Source organism: Syntrophotalea sp., assembly GCF_050253115.1.
GTDB lineage: Bacteria > Desulfobacterota > Desulfuromonadia > Desulfuromonadales > Syntrophotaleaceae > Syntrophotalea > Syntrophotalea acetylenica.
This window is the reverse complement of record NZ_JBFWJQ010000004.1, coordinates 22,326-36,161: the sequence shown is the minus strand read 5'-3', so window position 1 is coordinate 36,161 and position 13,836 is coordinate 22,326. Positions and strand designations below refer to the sequence as shown.

Below are 13,836 nucleotides of genomic sequence, written 5' to 3'. Positions count from 1 at the left end.
GCACAAAAACGCCAGGTTAGGTAGGCATGTAATAATGTAAACGGCTGGCTATTGTGCTGAAACGATACATCGTGATCCAAAAAATAACGCTCTGTTACATCTCGGACATGGTTTGTGCCGTTACGGATGCATCGGAAGGTGCCTGCTGCCGTCCTGGATAGCCGTCAATGCCCAGCAACGGCACAAAACGGATCGAAGGTACTTATAGCGGATCTGCTACGATTTGCAACCCTTTGTGGCGCATTGTCGTGGTTGAGGCAGCGATCCAGACGGATAGAGGCTGGTCGGCCCCCAAATAGAGGCTTACGGCATCGACCAAAAAATGTTTGATTTATCAAGTGGATGCTTTGCTCGAAAGGAAGATTTTTCGGGGAGGTCTGCTATGCTTTTTGTGAGCGATGGTTTGGGCGAAGGCTTTTGCGCGGCGAGACGGGCGTCTGCAGCCGCTGTCCGGGAACAGCCCCGGGGAAAGGACAGGGTTATGACCTACGGCAAGGAACGCGTCTACAAAAAGGTGGAAGTGATCGGCGTATCCCCGAACAGCATCGATGAGGCCATCAAGGTGGCTCTGCACCGGGCCCACCACAGCCTCGAGCGGATTTCCTGGTTCGAGGTCGAGGAAGTGCGCGGTCATGTCAACGAAGCCGGAGAAGTCGGAGAATATCAGGTGGTTCTCAAGGTGGCCTTCAACCTCAAATAAGGAGTCGAAGGAGCTGCTTTATCCGAGCGGCAGCACGATGGCGAACAGCACCCTTGCAAGGGGCACGAGCTTTTTCATCCCGGCGTGTCCCTTTTTTAATGGCCCGCGGCGTCCCGCCACCATCACGGCCGTTCGCCCAGCAGGGTACGGATGACTTCGCCGGCCATGGTCAGGCCGAACATCGGAGGAATATAGGATGTGCTTCCGAGGGTGACGCGCTGGCGGGTCGCATTGGCCCCGGTTGTGGAGGGCGTGGCGCTATCGAAGTCGTGACAATCCTCGGCAAGAGGACGGAATTCCTCCAGCGAATAGACCACTTTGACGCCGCTGCGGATGCCGCGCCGCCCCAGTTCCCTGCGGATGATGCGCGCCATGCGGCATTTCTGGGTATGCGCCAGGTCTCCGACCCGGATCAGGGTCGGATCGAGCTTGTTGGCGGCGCCCATGGCGGATATGACGGGGATGCTTCGTTGCCTGCAGCTCTGGATCAGGTGCAGCTTGGCGCTGATGCTGTCAATGCAGTCCAGCAGGTAGTCATAACCCTCGCCAAGCAACTCCTGGTCGGTATCCGCGCTATAGAAGGCGTTGCGGGAGCGCACCGCAATTTCGGGGTTGATGGCCAGGCAGCGCTCCGCCATGACCGCTACCTTGGCTTTTCCCACGGTGTACTCCAGGGCGTGAATCTGGCGGTTGATGTTGCTCGCGGCGATATTGTCGAAGTCGATCAGGGTCAAATGCCCCACGCCGGAACGGGCCAGCGCCTCGGCGGCGTAGCTGCCGACGCCGCCGATGCCGACCACGGCGACGGACCTGCCGGCCAGATTCTGAAGCGCGTCGCGGCCGATCAGCTGTTCCAGCCGGGAGAAACGGTGTTCGTGCATAACGGCGAGGATTCCTTTCCGGGCGCTGGGCGGTCAGGCAGCCCTGATTCGCAGCAGGCGCAGAGCATTGCCGGTAGTGATGCAAGCGGTTGTGTCCAGCGACCATTGTCGCAGTGCGGCCATCCGCTCGGCGACCAGGCGCAGGTAGCAGGGGCGGTTGCTTTCTCCCCGGTGGGGGGCGGGCGGCAGATCCGGCGCGTCGCTTTCCAGTACGATCCAGGCCTGCGGCAAAGCTTGCAGCACCTGTGGTCCCCGCCGTGCGTCGGGCCAGGTCAGGGGACCGCCGAAGGCCAGGCCGAACCCCAGATCGATGGCGGCGCGGGCGGTTTCCGAGCTGCCGGAAAAACCGTGCCAGATTCCGCCGACGCGGGATGCCGCTTCATCGTGCAGGATCTGAAGCAGGCGGCCGGTGGCCCGGCGGCAATGCAGCACCAGCGGCAGCCCGGCGCTGACGGCGATGCGAATCTGCTGCCGCAGAGCCTGTTCCTGCACCTCTGCCGGAGGCATGCCGGAAGTGCCGTCCAGGCCGATTTCGCCGAGCGCCACCACCTTCCGTCGGGTCAGCAGGGTTTCCAGGCGCCGCGCCGCGTCACGGTCCCATTGGCGGGCGGCAACCGGGTGTGTTCCCAAAGCCGCCAGGGCGCCCGGCACGCTGTTCGCCACCTCCAGCAGCTGGTGCCAGTCACGCGGCTGCACGCCCGGTATCAAAAAGCGGTCGATGCCCGCCCGGTTGGCCCGTGCCACCTCCTGCACGGGATCCAGCTGACTGGGCAGGAGGTCGAGATGTACATGCGTGTCGAACAGCGTCGTGCAGGTTTCCATAGCGGGATATGCTAGCACAGGCGCCCGCAGCGCGGAAGTCCGGGATTTCATGAGGCGTAAAGACCCGATTTTGCCCTTGATTTCCCCTGGCCTGGCGGATAGACTCCCGAAATCCCGAAAAATACAGGGTTTGATTTTTGAATGGAGCGGTGTAAGGCGGGGGCGGCAGACCCGGCAGCGTCCCATGCCGCGGGAACTACTCGCGGTGCTGCGCGAAAGCGTGTGGGCGCTGCTGCTGCCCCTGCTGATTTTCGGCGGTAATTACTCAGGCGTTTTTACCGCCAACGAGGCGGTAGTGGCGGCCTTTTCCTATGTCTTTATCGTCGAGATTTCCATCCACGGGGACATGCAGAAGATTGTTGTTTCCTTGGCCACCATCTAGGCGAAACTGCTGGTGCTGGGCCGCCGCACCGCCGGGGAAGTGCGCGATGTGCTGTTCGGCAGCGTGACCAATCATGCGCTGCACCGGGTACGTTGCCCCGTGCTGCTGTTCTGAGCCTGCGCGCCGCATGGCGGCATGCTTGCTGGCCGTCTGCCGTTGCTGCGGACGGCCTTCGTGTCTGAACCCCGGCCACTCGCGTTCCGGGTTGCCCTGTAGGAGAGACTGCGCATGGAGACATTGAGTCAGGTCGCCGGACTGGTGATCAGCCAGAAAAAGGAATGGGGTGAGATTCTTACCGGATTCGAAACCCGAAATCGCTACAAAATTTTCGATGCCGAAGGGCGGGAGCTGTTTCTGGCCAGGGAGGAGCCGGGCAATATTCTTTTGCGCTGGTTTCTGAAGGCCATGCGTCCTTTCCGACTGAAAATCGTGACCGCTGACGGGGCATGCAAGCTTGCCGTTCGGCGTCCTTTCCGTTTCTACTTTCACGAAGCGGCAGTGACCGATGCCGAGGGCCGGGATCTGGGGACCATCCGTCGGCGTTTTGCACTGCTGCGGCGCATTTACACGGTGACGGACTGCCAGCAACAGGAGCTCTGTCAATTGTACGGACCGTTGCTGCATCCCTGGACCTTCGAGATCCGCAAGGGTGGCATGCCGCAGGGCAAAATATGCAAAAAATGGAGCGGCCTGCTGAAGGAAGGATTTACCGACGCGGATAATTTTGGCGTGACCTTCCCTCCCGGCTGGTGCGATGCGCACAAAAGCCTGCTGCTTGCCGCGGTGTTCCTGATTGATTTCGTCCATTTCGAAAAACGCTGACATCCAGGATGACCTTTGGGATGGAGGGGCACGGTGAAAAGCTGGCATGTACTGGTCATGGCGGGATGGTTGGGATTGTGCTGTTGCGCCGCTCCGGCATCACCCCGGGGTTGTCCCGGCGAAGGGCAGCCTGCGGGATACCGTGCCGCGCGTGGGGTTGGGCGGATTTGCGCCGCCGACCTGCATGAAATTTCAGGGTTGGCCGCTTCCCGCAGGATGGACGGAGTATTGTGGGCCGTGAATGACAGCGGCAACGCCCCGCATTTGTTCGCCCTGGGGCTGCAGGGTCAGGCTCTCGGCGAACTGCGTATCAAAGGTGTGGAAAATATCGATTGGGAGGATCTGGCCAGCTTCACCTGGCGCAATCAGCCTTATCTGCTGATCGCGGATGTTGGCGATAACCGGGGGCTGCGCCCGGAAGTGCTGCTGCATGCCGTGCCTGAGCCGGTACCCGGCGCGGATGGCCGCTTCACCGGCGAGGTGTCACCGGCCTGGAGTATACGTCTGCGGTATGAGGACGGTCCGCGGGATTGCGAGGGGGTGGCGGTCGATTCGCAGGTCGGTCTGGTGTTGCTGCTGAGCAAGCGGACCGATCCGCCGGTTTTTTACCAGGTGCCCTTGCTGCCATCAGAACCTGGCCGGTTGCAGGTTGCCCGCCGCCTTGTGGAAATGGGCAGCCTGCGTCTGACTGGCGACGCAGGCCGGCAAACGTCTTTTATCCCTCGCCCCTGGCCCACGGCGCTTGATATCCGGGCAGACGGCGGAGCCATGGTGATTCTGACCTACAGGGAGGCCCTGCTTTATCGGAAAGACAGCCGCCAATCCTGGGCTGACGCCATGGCCCGCGCGCCACAGGTTCTCGCGCTGCCATCGCTCGATCTTCTGCCTCAGCCCGAAGCTATCGCCTTCGACAGGGATAACGCCCTGTATCTGACTTCGGAGGGCCGGGGCTCCACCCTGTTCAGGATGGATGCTGAAAAGCCCTGCCAGAGGGCGCCGGCAGCCGTCGGAGAAAAGGCGTCAGGACTTCCGTGATGCTGCGCAACGCAGCCATCATTTCCGGCCGCTCCGTCCAAGCTGCCAGCGCCGCCAGACACTGATGCCCACCGACGAAACCAGGTAGGCCAGGCCGGTGAGCAGCACGGTGGTGGCGCCGGAGGGCAGATCGTACTGGTAGGATACCGCTAGCCCGCCGGTGATGAACAGCCCCCCCAGCAGGGTGGCGATAAGCATCATGCGGCTCAGGGACTGGACATAATGGCCGGCGATGGCGGCCGGCAGGGCCAGCAGGGCGATGACCAGGATAAGTCCGACCACCTGGATCAGGATGACGACGGTCAGAGCTACCAGGCAAAGCAGCAGCAACGAAAAAATATTGACCGAAACCTGCCGCAGTTCGGCGAATTCCTCATCGAAGGATACCGCCAGCAGCTGTTTGAAAAACAATATGACCAGCAGCACGATCCCCATATCCAGCCAGAAAATCAGCCAAAGATGCTCCCGTGATATCATCAGGATGTTGCCGAACAGATAACTCATCAGATCCACGTTGTAACCGGGGCTGCGGGCGATGAGCAGCACCCCCAGCGCCATGCCGACCGCCCACAGGGCGCTGATGGTGGTGTCTTCCTGTTTTTTCCAGCGGATGCTGACCAGCCCGATAATCAGAGCGGCCACCAGGGCGGCGCAGATGGCGCCGCCTACCGGACTGCGGCCCAGGAAGTAGGCCAGTCCCATGCCGCCGAGAACCGCGTGGGCGATACCCCCGGCGATATAACCGATACGTCGCACCACGACGTAGGAACCGGCCACGCCGCAGGCGATGCTGGCCAGCAGTCCGCCGATCAGAGCGTGCTGCATGAACGGCTGGGAGATCAGGGCTTCGAGAAATGTAGACAGCATATCGCGACCTTCAGTGGGTGTGCAGCAGGGTGTCGTGGTGCACCGCCCGTAGCGGCCCGCCATACAGTTGCTCGATCATGCTGCCGGTAAGTTCCGACGTGGCATGGCAAACCAGTGTGCGGTTGAGGCAGGCAACGCGGGTAATGTAACGGGTGATGAAGCCGATGTCATGGGATACGACCAGGACCGTGAGGCGTTGGTTGAGGCGTTTCAGCAAATCGAAAACCCCTTCTTCGATCTTGGGGTCGATATGCGCCGTCGGCTCATCCAGGATCAGGACTTCCGGCTGACAGGCGAGGGCTCGCGCGATGAGAACCCGCTGCAGCTGGCCTCCGGACAGGGCGGTGAGGGGGCGTTTGCCGAGGTCGCCAAGCTCCACTTCCTCCAAAGCCTGCCGCGCGATGCGGTGATCTTCGCGCCGGTAGCCGCCGACCAGGCGGGTTTTCCCGAGTCGTCCCTGCAGGACGGTTTCCTGAACGTTGATCGGAAAGTTACGATCGAAGGTAATGAATTGGGGCACATAGCCGACCCGCAGCCGCGCTTCGACGGGAGGTACGCCGAAAATGCGGACTTGTCCTTTCTGCGGTGTCAGCAACCCGAGCATGATTTTGAGCAGGGTGCTTTTGCCGCTGCCGTTGGGGCCGACGATGCCGAGAAACTCTTGAGCGTGGACCGTCAGGTTGATATCCAGCAGTACGGCATGTTCTTCGTAGCGGAAAGAAACGTCTTCCAGGGTAATGACAGGTTCATTCATGACGATCGTCCAGGGCGAGAAAGAAGGCATCGGCCGCTCTGCGCAGATTTTCAATATAATTTTCCGCCAGCGGATCGACGACCACAACCTTGCCGCCGATGGCGCGGGCGACGGTGCTGGCGGTGGTTCGGCTGAACTGCTGCTGCACAAAAATGATCCGGATATTTTCCTGCCGGGCCAGGGCGATGACCCTTGCCAGGGCGCGCGGACCCGGCTCCTTGCCGGCGTTCTCGATGGCGATCTGCTCCAGCCCGTAGGCATCGGCGAAATAACCCCAGGAGGGGTGGAACACCAGAAACTTGCGGTTTTTGATGGCGGCCAGACGGTTGCGCAGCCGGCTGTCGAGGTTTTTCAGGTCCGCGGCCAGGGTCTCGTACCCGGACTGGTAGTCCGGGGCATGCCGCGGATCCCGTGCCGAGAGTGCCTCGCAAATATGCCGGGCCATGTCGGATGCCAGCGTGGGGCTGGTCCAGACGTGCGGATCGAGGGCGCTTTCCTGGTGGGGCTCCCGATGAGCTCCGCCGTCATCTTCATGATGGTGGTCTTCAAGGCGGCGCAACGGCAGGTCGTCGCGCAGGTCGATAATGCTCATGTTGCGGTTGAGATCGGCCAGACGCCGTATCCAGACGCGCTCAAAAGGAACGCCGACCCTGAAGTAAAGGTCCGTTTTCCCCAGGCGGCTCATCTGCCGGGGAGTCGGTTCGTAAGTGGCCGGACTCTGCCCCGGCCCGACCATCACGTCGGTATCCACATGGGTACCGCCTACCCGGTCGACCAGGTATTTCAGCGGCAGAACGCTGACAAATACGCGGAGCGGGGGCGGTTCGGCGGCCAGGGACCAGGACGGCACGATCAGCAGGCCGATTAACGGCAGGATCCATCGATGCATGATATTGGGCTCCCAAAAAGAAACGAGATCCTAAAGAAACGTCCGCAACAAATACCGTGCGCCAATTATAACATGGTAGCCCGGAATCGGATGGTGGAGGGTGGTTCAGGCCGCATGCTGCAGTATCTCCCGGAGAAACCCCGTCAGCCCCTGCATGATCAGGGCGACAGCCTTGGCCGCGAGGAATATATACAGCAGCCGCGGGATGATCATGGCCGCATAACCGCCGATCAGCCGCATAAGGCAGTGGGAGCTGATGCCGATGAGGTAGACCATAAGGCAACTGGCGATGGATACCAGCAGCATGTGCAGCGGCCCGCTGTTCTGCGCCAGAATGATGGTGACGGCCAGGGTCCCCGGGCCGACGATGATGGGAAAAGCCAGAGGGAAAATGGCGCGGGTACGGAAATCCTCGGACAGCAGGTTTTCCGCCAGGGACCCGCGCATGACGCCCCGCACCGCCACGATAAACAGAAGAATGCCGCCGGCAACGCGAAACTCGTCGAGCGTTACCTCGAACAGATATTGGAGGCTCCAGTCGCCGACAAGGGCAAAACCGAGGATCATGATCCAGGCGGTTCCGACTCCCAGGCGGAGAATGGTGCGGCGCCTGGCGGTGTCCATGCCGCTGGTGAGGTCGCGATATACCGGGATGTTGCCCAGAGGATTGATTACCGCCAGCAGCAGCAGAACGTCGTGCAGGATGTTGGTGGACGAAATGAAATTTGACATGCCGCAGACCTGTTGTGAAAAGGCGGTGCAACAGCACCCTGCCGGATGGACACAGCGTGGTTTTCATCCGGGAAACGGGCAATCTTTCAGTGTGACAAGCAAGCCTGCGGATTGATACCGCCAAGGCGGTAAAAAACCGTTTCCCGATGCAAACGAGTCTAGCATAGGGTGATTTTCATGACAGCAACTTATTTGCCCATGTTTCGCAGCGTGTCTTCCCGGAAAGGCGTATCGGGACAAGGCGCTTGACATGCGCCAGGTAAAAGACTAGAAAAAAGTGTCCGGGCGCAGCTGTTTTCCCCGGCGACAAGCGGGACCGCTGCAAAGCATGATGATCCGGGGGCCGGTCTGAGAGACCTGGCCCTCTGTTGTTTTCGCAGAGACAGGAGAGCAGGGTGAAGACCGATATTCCCCGGCAAATGAATGAGCGTTTCTGGCTGCAGATCCCCGTGACGCGCCATATGGGGCTGCGCATTACGGCATGGGACGGCAGGACCCTGCGCATGGACGCGCCTCTGGCGCCCAATCTCAACGACAAGGGGACCGGATTTGCCGGTTCGCTGGCGACCCTGGTGACCTTTGCCGGGTGGGCTCTGGCGACGCTGCTGGCTGAAGATGCCGCATCATGTCCTTGCGAGGTGGCGGTGTTCGAAAGCGACATGCAATATATCGCACCGGTCACCGGCGACTTTTACGCTCTGGTACCGGTCCCTGATGAGGATGGCCGCTGTTCGTTCGAAAGGTCCCTGCTGCAGAGGGGGCGGGCCCGAATCGCTTTGACGGCGTCCATTTTTCAGGAGGGGGAGGAAAAAGTCCGCTATCGCGGAAAATACGCCGTGCGCCGCAAGGGCGCTGGATGATATATGTTCATGACGGGCGTCATGGCAGAAGGCTACGAAAAGGTTTTTTTATGTCCTGCAGCGGTTGAGCCGCCGGGCGGAACGTTCAACCATCGGTCGCAAGGGATGCCATGTTTCTGAATGTTTACCTCAAACTGTTTGTAATCCTGACACCGTTTTTCGTCATCTCTGCCTTTCTGTCCCTGACCCGCGGTTTTTCCTCCGCCGAGCGGCAGAAGGCGGCGGGCAAGGTGACGGTGGCCATCGTGCTGGCGGTGTTTGTGCTTTATCTGTTCGGCCGGCATATCTTCGCCCTGTTCGGCATTACCCTCGATGCCTTCCGCATCGGTGCCGGCGCGGTATTGTTCCTTTCGGCGGTCAACATGGTGCGCGGCCCGACCGCCGTGACGCCGCCCGCGCCCGGCGAGGACGTGGCGGTCGTGCCCCTGGCGATTCCCATCGCTGTGGGGCCGGGGACCATCGGTGCCCTGCTGGTCATGGCGGCGGAGCCCAAAAACCTCGCGGCGCGTCTGGTGACGGCCGGCGCCATGCTGGCCGCCATCGCGACCGTCGGCCTGTTGCTGATCATGTCCGGAAGGCTGGAGCGACTGGTGGGGCAGCAGGGCTTGACGATTCTGACCAAGCTGACCGGCCTGTTCGTATCGGCCATTGCCGCGCAGATCTTTTTCACCGGCCTGAAAAATTTTCTTGCCTGAACCCCGTTCAAGGACAGCGAACATGATGATGCAGCAACAACGCGAAGCCATCGTCCGCTACGGATGCAAGATGCTCACCTCGCAGCTCACCACCGGGTCGGGCGGGAATCTGAGTATCTGCGACCGCGCCGCGGGGCGGGTCGCCATCAGCCCCAGCGGTATCGAATATTCCGATCTGCAGGCGCGGGATGTGGTGATCACCGATTTCGACGGACAGTTTGTCGAAGGCCGTTGCAAACCGTCCAGCGAACTGGGATTCCATCTTGCCCTCTATCGCAAACGTCCGGATGTCCAGGCCGTGCTGCACACCCACTCGGTGTATGCCACCACCATGGCCTGTCTCGGCTGGGAGATCCCGGCCGTGCATTACCTGGTGGGGTTTTCCGGGCATAAGGTGCCGCTGGCGCCCTACGCTACCTTCGGTACCGCCGAGCTGGCCCGCAATGTAGCCGAGGGGATCGGCGCCTGCAATGCTGTGCTGCTCGCCAACCATGGGCTGGTCGCCGTCGGCGCCGATCTGGGACGGGCTTTTAATACCGCCGAGGAGATCGAACTGGTGGCGCGCATCTATTATCAGGCGCGATCGGTCGGCAACCCGGTGATCCTGCCGGAGGAGGAGATGAACCGCGTGCTGGAGCGGTTTGCGACCTATGGGCAACCCGCCAGGGAAGATGACGATGTTTGACTTCGACCGCATTATCGATCGGCGCGGCACCGGTTCCCTCAAGTGGGATCGCTATGCCGACCGCGATGTGTTGCCGCTGTGGGTGGCGGACATGGACTTCACCGCGCCGCCGGCGGTGCTGGAGGCCCTGGGGAAACGTGCCGCTCACGGCATCTTCGGCTATACCCATGCGCCTCCGGAACTGGTGGAGGGGATTTTGATCCGGATGTGGGAGCGTTACCGCTGGCGGGTGGCGGCGGAAGACCTGGTCTGGCTGCCCGGCCTGGTGGTCGGCCTGAACGTCGCCTGCCGGGCGGTGGGCGACGGCGGCAGCGAAGTGCTGACCATGACCCCCATTTATCCACCATTTTTGTCCGCGCCGGCCCTGTCGGGCCGCAAACTGGCGACGGTGCCCATGGTGCGGGAACGGCAAGGCTGGCGGATCGATTTCGAAGCACTGGAAGCGGCCGTCACTCCGGCGACGCGGCTGCTGTTGCTGTGCAGTCCGCAGAATCCCACCGGCAGGGTTTTCACCCCCGGTGAACTGGGGCGGCTGGCAGAACTCTGCCAGCGTCACGATCTGGTGCTGTGTTCCGACGAGATTCACTGCGACCTGGTGCTGGAGCCGGGCTGCGCGCATCTTCCCGCGGCAAGCCTGGGCGGCGATATCGCGGCCCGCACCATAACCCTCATGGCCCCGAGCAAAACCTTCAATCTGCCGGGGTTGAACTGCGCTTTCGCGCTGATCACCGATGCCGGCCTGCGGCAACGCTTCCAGCGTGCCATGGCCGGCATCGTGCCCTACGTCAACCTGTTCGGTTACATCGGCGCCCTGGCCGCCTACCGGGACAGCGGCGCCTGGCATGCCGCGCTTCTGGACTATCTGCGCGGCAACCGCGCCCTGGTTGCCGGGGCGGTGAAGGCCATGCCGGGACTGGTCTGCATTCCGGGGGAAGCGACCTATCTGGCCTGGATCGATGCGCGCGATAGCGGGATCGACGACCCGGCGGGTTTTTTCGAGCAGGCCGGCGTGGGGCTGTCCGACGGTCGTGAATTCGGCGCGCCGGGATTCGTGCGTCTCAATTTCGGCTGTCCGCGGTCTTTGCTTGAGCAGGGCCTGGAGCGGATGCGCAAAGCCTTGACATGCCGATAGACACAGGTCAGCTCGCTAGGTCCCGGCACGAAATTACAAGTATTGGGTACAGGGACGCTTCGGAATCTGTACAGAGAGAAAATATGACATGCCTTTATACCGAGAAGCCATCAGCGATCTGACCGTTCATCTGCCGCGCCGCGATTTGCGTGCCATGATCCTTGCCGTGCGCACCCTGTATCGCCTCGGCCGCCTGCCCGCCTACCGCAAGGCGGTCCTGCCGCGGCTGCCGGAAGTGGCCCGCTTCGACCCGGGCCACGATGCGGTGATGATGGGCTACGATTTTCACCTGACCGAAGACGGACCGCGTCTCATCGAGGTCAATACCAATGCCGGTGGCGCTCTGCTGTCTTTACTGGCGCAACATGCGGACGAGGTATCGGCGCTTGCCGGGCTCAACAACAAGTTCAAAGCTGCTTTTCTCGGGCCTTTCGCGGAAGAGATACGGGCATTTTCCGGCGGGCGACGGACACGCCCGCAGCGCATTGCCATCCTTGACGAAAATCCTTCGCAGCAATTTCTTTACCGGGAGATGCAGGTCTTTGCGGATCTGTTCCGCGCCTGGGGTGTTGATGCCGACGTCGTGGATCCATGTCGGTTGCAGGCCGGGGCTGACGGCGTGTGGCTGGACAACCGACCGGTAGACATGATCTATAATCGCCATTGCGATTTTTATCTTGAGGAGGATGCCATGACCGGCATCCGTGCTGCTTACCTGGCCGGCAGTGTCTGTCTGTCGCCCAACCCTTTTGCTTACGGCCTGCTGGGGGATAAAAGGCGCATGGTGCTCTGGTCCGATCCGCAGGCGCTTGGCGCGTTGGGTGTGGCGGAAGAAGATGCCGCTTTGCTGCTGCGCCTGGTGCCGAAGAGCCGCCTGCTGGCCACCGAAAAGGCCGACGTCCTTTGGCAAGAGCGTCGCGCACTGGTGTTCAAGCCGGTTGACCGGTTCGGCAGCCGCGGGGTGCTGGTCGGTGAAAAAATTTCCCGCAAACGTTTCGAGCAACTCGACCCCGCCACTACCCTGGCGCAACAGCTGGTGCCTCCATCGCTGACCCATGGTGCGGACGATGACCCGCCGATGAAAACCGATCTGCGGCTGTTTGTCTACCGGGACCGCATTCTTGGCATCGGTGCCCGCCTGTATCGTGGACAGGTGACCAATCTGCGCACCGAAAAAGGGGGCTTTGCCCGGGTGCGTGTCGTCTGAGCTGCCGCGGTAACGGTACGGATGTAAAAAAGGCTGCCTGGAGAGGCAGCCTTTTTTACATCCGCATGGCGGTTGAAGGTTTACGGCTGGGCCATGACCTGGTCCCACTTGCCGGTGAAATTGTCCTTGATCCAGTGACCGTCCAGCCATTCGCGGGGGTTGATCTCCAGGCCGCTCAGAACGATGCCGAAATGCAGGTGGTCGCCGCCGGCCATGCCGGTGGCGCCGGTGCGGCCGATAACCTGCCCCTTGCTGATCTGGTCGCCAACGGCAACGTCGATGCTGCTCAGATGTGAGTAGAGGCTCTGCAGTCCCAGCCCGTGATCGATGATGATGCATTGGCCGTAGATGCCGAAATCCTCGGCAAGCACCACGGTACCGCTGTTGCTGGCCGGAATCGGTGACGCCGCCAGGGACGCGAGGTCGATGCCGAGATGGGTCTGGCTGTCGACTTTCTGGCCGTTGAACAGATAATCCCGCCTGTCGTTGAAGTCCGCCCGGGGGGCGGCATTGGGCAGGCGCAGAAACGCGCCTTCCCACAGGGGGCGGTCGGCGGTTTTGGCGGCGAGTTCGTTGAGTCGGGCCACGTTTTTGGCGCGCAGTTCGCGATTTATGCGCAAAAACAGTTGCAGCGGATCGGTGGTGTCCGGAAAATAATGCTGGAAATCCGGCATCTTGCTGTCAAGAAAGGCCTGGCTGATGTTGATCCGGTCGGCATGGGGAGGTCGGGCAATGGGGTTGTAGTAGATTCCTGCGGTACGCTGATTGCCCGCCGGATCCTCGACCACCACCCGCGGCGTAAAGGCGCCGCGCTGCACGTTGTGAGGCCAGGCGAACAGACAGGCGTAAACGCCGTTGTCCTGGCGATAGGCGGGAAAGAAGCGTTCAGCCACTTTTACGCCAGCGTATTTGACGTCTTCGTTGACGCGGAACATGGTGAGACCGGCGCCGCCCTCATAGACGTTATGGGCGGTGGTCAGCACCGAAATGACGGGGGGCTTGGTGTCGATGGCAAGCTCGAAACTCCGCTCGACCCGATTGGCCAGGGTGGCGCTGTCGCTGACCTGGACGGTCAGGCGCAGCGGTCCGTTTTTAAGGGGAAGTTTATCCAGGGGCAGAGGGATTTCTTCCAGGGAAACGCCGCCTTGCCAGGTTTTGCTGATCAATTCGGCGGTCTTGCCGTCCTGGGAAACGCTGACCTTCAGCGATTTGAGACCGGCGCCGTCGTCCTGGATCTTGAGCACCGGCGGTTTTTTGGCCGAAACGGCGCCGCTTTCCGGGGTCAGGGTCAGGTCGGGAGCCTGGCTGTCACGCAGCATGAAGTAGCCTGCGGCGGTGCCGACAACAAGCAGCAGAATGATCATGATGGCATG

Annotated in this window: 17 protein-coding genes; 10 read left to right on the top strand and 7 right to left on the bottom strand. The window is 61.5% G+C overall.

What is annotated here, in order from left to right:
• Nucleotides 1-382 precede the first annotated feature (382 nt).
• A complete protein-coding gene (locus tag AB7E65_RS01025) occupies nt 383-700 on the top strand; it encodes a dodecin (RefSeq protein ID WP_327191971.1) in 318 nt (105 codons plus the stop codon).
• 122 nt (nt 701-822) lie between these two features.
• On the opposite strand, the gene AB7E65_RS01020 is transcribed toward AB7E65_RS01025, so the two are convergent.
• Nucleotides 823-1,581 carry a tRNA threonylcarbamoyladenosine dehydratase gene (locus tag AB7E65_RS01020; protein ID WP_072286713.1) on the bottom strand — a complete coding sequence of 253 codons (759 nt, stop codon included), beginning with the start codon at nt 1,579-1,581 and terminating at the stop codon, nt 823-825.
• A gap of 33 nt (nt 1,582-1,614) precedes the next feature.
• A complete protein-coding gene (locus AB7E65_RS01015; protein ID WP_428745101.1) occupies nt 1,615-2,403 on the bottom strand; it encodes a TatD family hydrolase in 789 nt (262 codons plus the stop codon).
• Nucleotides 2,404-2,452: 49 nt separating this feature from the next.
• Here AB7E65_RS01015 and AB7E65_RS01010 point away from each other — a divergent pair, with 49 nt between their 5' ends.
• From AB7E65_RS01010 to AB7E65_RS00995, 4 genes are all read left to right on the top strand, one after another.
• Nucleotides 2,453-2,785 carry a TRAP transporter large permease subunit gene (locus tag AB7E65_RS01010; protein WP_072286714.1) on the top strand — a complete coding sequence of 111 codons (333 nt, stop codon included), beginning with the start codon at nt 2,453-2,455 and terminating at the stop codon, nt 2,783-2,785.
• A 12-nt stretch (nt 2,786-2,797) separates the two neighbouring features.
• A complete protein-coding gene (locus tag AB7E65_RS01005; RefSeq protein WP_268807478.1) occupies nt 2,798-2,899 on the top strand; it encodes a universal stress protein in 102 nt (33 codons plus the stop codon).
• 114 nt (nt 2,900-3,013) lie between these two features.
• Nucleotides 3,014-3,607 carry a phospholipid scramblase-related protein gene (locus AB7E65_RS01000; RefSeq protein ID WP_072286716.1) on the top strand — a complete coding sequence of 198 codons (594 nt, stop codon included), beginning with the start codon at nt 3,014-3,016 and terminating at the stop codon, nt 3,605-3,607.
• Nucleotides 3,608-3,640: 33 nt separating this feature from the next.
• Complete coding sequence (locus AB7E65_RS00995; protein ID WP_072286717.1) at nt 3,641-4,642, top strand: hypothetical protein; 1,002 nt, start codon at nt 3,641-3,643, stop codon at nt 4,640-4,642.
• Between the two features lie 18 nt (nt 4,643-4,660).
• Here the strand turns inward: AB7E65_RS00995 and AB7E65_RS00990 are convergent, their stop codons facing one another.
• The 4 genes from AB7E65_RS00990 to AB7E65_RS00975 all read right to left on the bottom strand — a co-directional run bounded on the left by AB7E65_RS00990 (nt 4,661) and on the right by AB7E65_RS00975 (nt 7,884).
• A complete protein-coding gene (locus AB7E65_RS00990) occupies nt 4,661-5,509 on the bottom strand; it encodes a metal ABC transporter permease (protein ID WP_072286718.1) in 849 nt (282 codons plus the stop codon).
• A gap of 10 nt (nt 5,510-5,519) precedes the next feature.
• The gene (locus AB7E65_RS00985) at nt 5,520-6,263 is read right to left on the bottom strand and encodes a metal ABC transporter ATP-binding protein (RefSeq protein ID WP_072286719.1); all 744 of its coding nucleotides are present in this window, start codon (nt 6,261-6,263) and stop codon (nt 5,520-5,522) included.
• Nucleotides 6,256-7,152, bottom strand: coding sequence for a metal ABC transporter solute-binding protein, Zn/Mn family (locus tag AB7E65_RS00980; protein ID WP_428745100.1), 897 nt, complete (start codon nt 7,150-7,152; stop codon nt 6,256-6,258). The genes AB7E65_RS00985 and AB7E65_RS00980 overlap by 8 nt, the downstream gene beginning before the upstream one ends.
• 105 nt (nt 7,153-7,257) lie before the next feature.
• Nucleotides 7,258-7,884, bottom strand: a complete 627-nt coding sequence (locus tag AB7E65_RS00975; RefSeq protein WP_072286721.1) for a MarC family protein — start codon at nt 7,882-7,884, stop codon at nt 7,258-7,260.
• A gap of 395 nt (nt 7,885-8,279) precedes the next feature.
• On the opposite strand from AB7E65_RS00975, the gene AB7E65_RS00970 reads away from it, so the two are divergent.
• The 5 genes from AB7E65_RS00970 (at nt 8,280) to AB7E65_RS00950 (ending at nt 12,463) form a co-directional block, all read left to right on the top strand.
• Complete coding sequence (locus AB7E65_RS00970; protein WP_083558611.1) at nt 8,280-8,744, top strand: YiiD C-terminal domain-containing protein; 465 nt, start codon at nt 8,280-8,282, stop codon at nt 8,742-8,744.
• A 110-nt stretch (nt 8,745-8,854) separates the two neighbouring features.
• A complete protein-coding gene (locus AB7E65_RS00965; protein WP_072286722.1) occupies nt 8,855-9,439 on the top strand; it encodes a MarC family protein in 585 nt (194 codons plus the stop codon).
• Nucleotides 9,440-9,461: 22 nt separating this feature from the next.
• Nucleotides 9,462-10,124, top strand: coding sequence for an L-fuculose-phosphate aldolase (locus AB7E65_RS00960; protein ID WP_072286723.1), 663 nt, complete (start codon nt 9,462-9,464; stop codon nt 10,122-10,124).
• Entirely contained in the window at nt 10,117-11,256 is a 1,140-nt protein-coding gene (locus AB7E65_RS00955) for a MalY/PatB family protein (protein ID WP_428745099.1), read from the top strand. The genes AB7E65_RS00960 and AB7E65_RS00955 overlap by 8 nt, the downstream gene beginning before the upstream one ends.
• A gap of 88 nt (nt 11,257-11,344) precedes the next feature.
• The gene (locus AB7E65_RS00950; RefSeq protein ID WP_428745098.1) at nt 11,345-12,463 is read left to right on the top strand and encodes a hypothetical protein; all 1,119 of its coding nucleotides are present in this window, start codon (nt 11,345-11,347) and stop codon (nt 12,461-12,463) included.
• Nucleotides 12,464-12,543: 80 nt separating this feature from the next.
• On the opposite strand, the gene AB7E65_RS00945 is transcribed toward AB7E65_RS00950, so the two are convergent.
• On the bottom strand, nt 12,544-13,827 hold the full coding sequence (locus tag AB7E65_RS00945) for a M23 family metallopeptidase (protein ID WP_428745097.1): 1,284 nt from the start codon (nt 13,825-13,827) through the stop codon (nt 12,544-12,546).
• Between the last annotated feature and the right edge of the window lie 9 nt (nt 13,828-13,836).

Coding starts and splice junctions, on each gene's coding strand:
- AB7E65_RS01025 (WP_327191971.1), top strand. CDS start 383: ATGCTTTTTGTGAGCGATGGTTTGGGCGAAGGCTTTTGCGCGGCGAGA.
- AB7E65_RS01020 (WP_072286713.1), bottom strand. CDS start 1,581: ATGCACGAACACCGTTTCTCCCGGCTGGAACAGCTGATCGGCCGCGAC.
- AB7E65_RS01015 (WP_428745101.1), bottom strand. CDS start 2,403: ATGGAAACCTGCACGACGCTGTTCGACACGCATGTACATCTCGACCTC.
- AB7E65_RS01010 (WP_072286714.1), top strand. CDS start 2,453: ATGAGGCGTAAAGACCCGATTTTGCCCTTGATTTCCCCTGGCCTGGCG.
- AB7E65_RS01000 (WP_072286716.1), top strand. CDS start 3,014: ATGGAGACATTGAGTCAGGTCGCCGGACTGGTGATCAGCCAGAAAAAG.
- AB7E65_RS00990 (WP_072286718.1), bottom strand. CDS start 5,509: ATGCTGTCTACATTTCTCGAAGCCCTGATCTCCCAGCCGTTCATGCAG.
- AB7E65_RS00985 (WP_072286719.1), bottom strand. CDS start 6,263: ATGAATGAACCTGTCATTACCCTGGAAGACGTTTCTTTCCGCTACGAA.
- AB7E65_RS00980 (WP_428745100.1), bottom strand. CDS start 7,152: ATGCATCGATGGATCCTGCCGTTAATCGGCCTGCTGATCGTGCCGTCC.
- AB7E65_RS00975 (WP_072286721.1), bottom strand. CDS start 7,884: ATGTCAAATTTCATTTCGTCCACCAACATCCTGCACGACGTTCTGCTG.
- AB7E65_RS00965 (WP_072286722.1), top strand. CDS start 8,855: ATGTTTCTGAATGTTTACCTCAAACTGTTTGTAATCCTGACACCGTTT.
- AB7E65_RS00960 (WP_072286723.1), top strand. CDS start 9,462: ATGATGATGCAGCAACAACGCGAAGCCATCGTCCGCTACGGATGCAAG.
- AB7E65_RS00955 (WP_428745099.1), top strand. CDS start 10,117: ATGTTTGACTTCGACCGCATTATCGATCGGCGCGGCACCGGTTCCCTC.
- AB7E65_RS00950 (WP_428745098.1), top strand. CDS start 11,345: ATGCCTTTATACCGAGAAGCCATCAGCGATCTGACCGTTCATCTGCCG.
- AB7E65_RS00945 (WP_428745097.1), bottom strand. CDS start 13,827: ATGATCATTCTGCTGCTTGTTGTCGGCACCGCCGCAGGCTACTTCATG.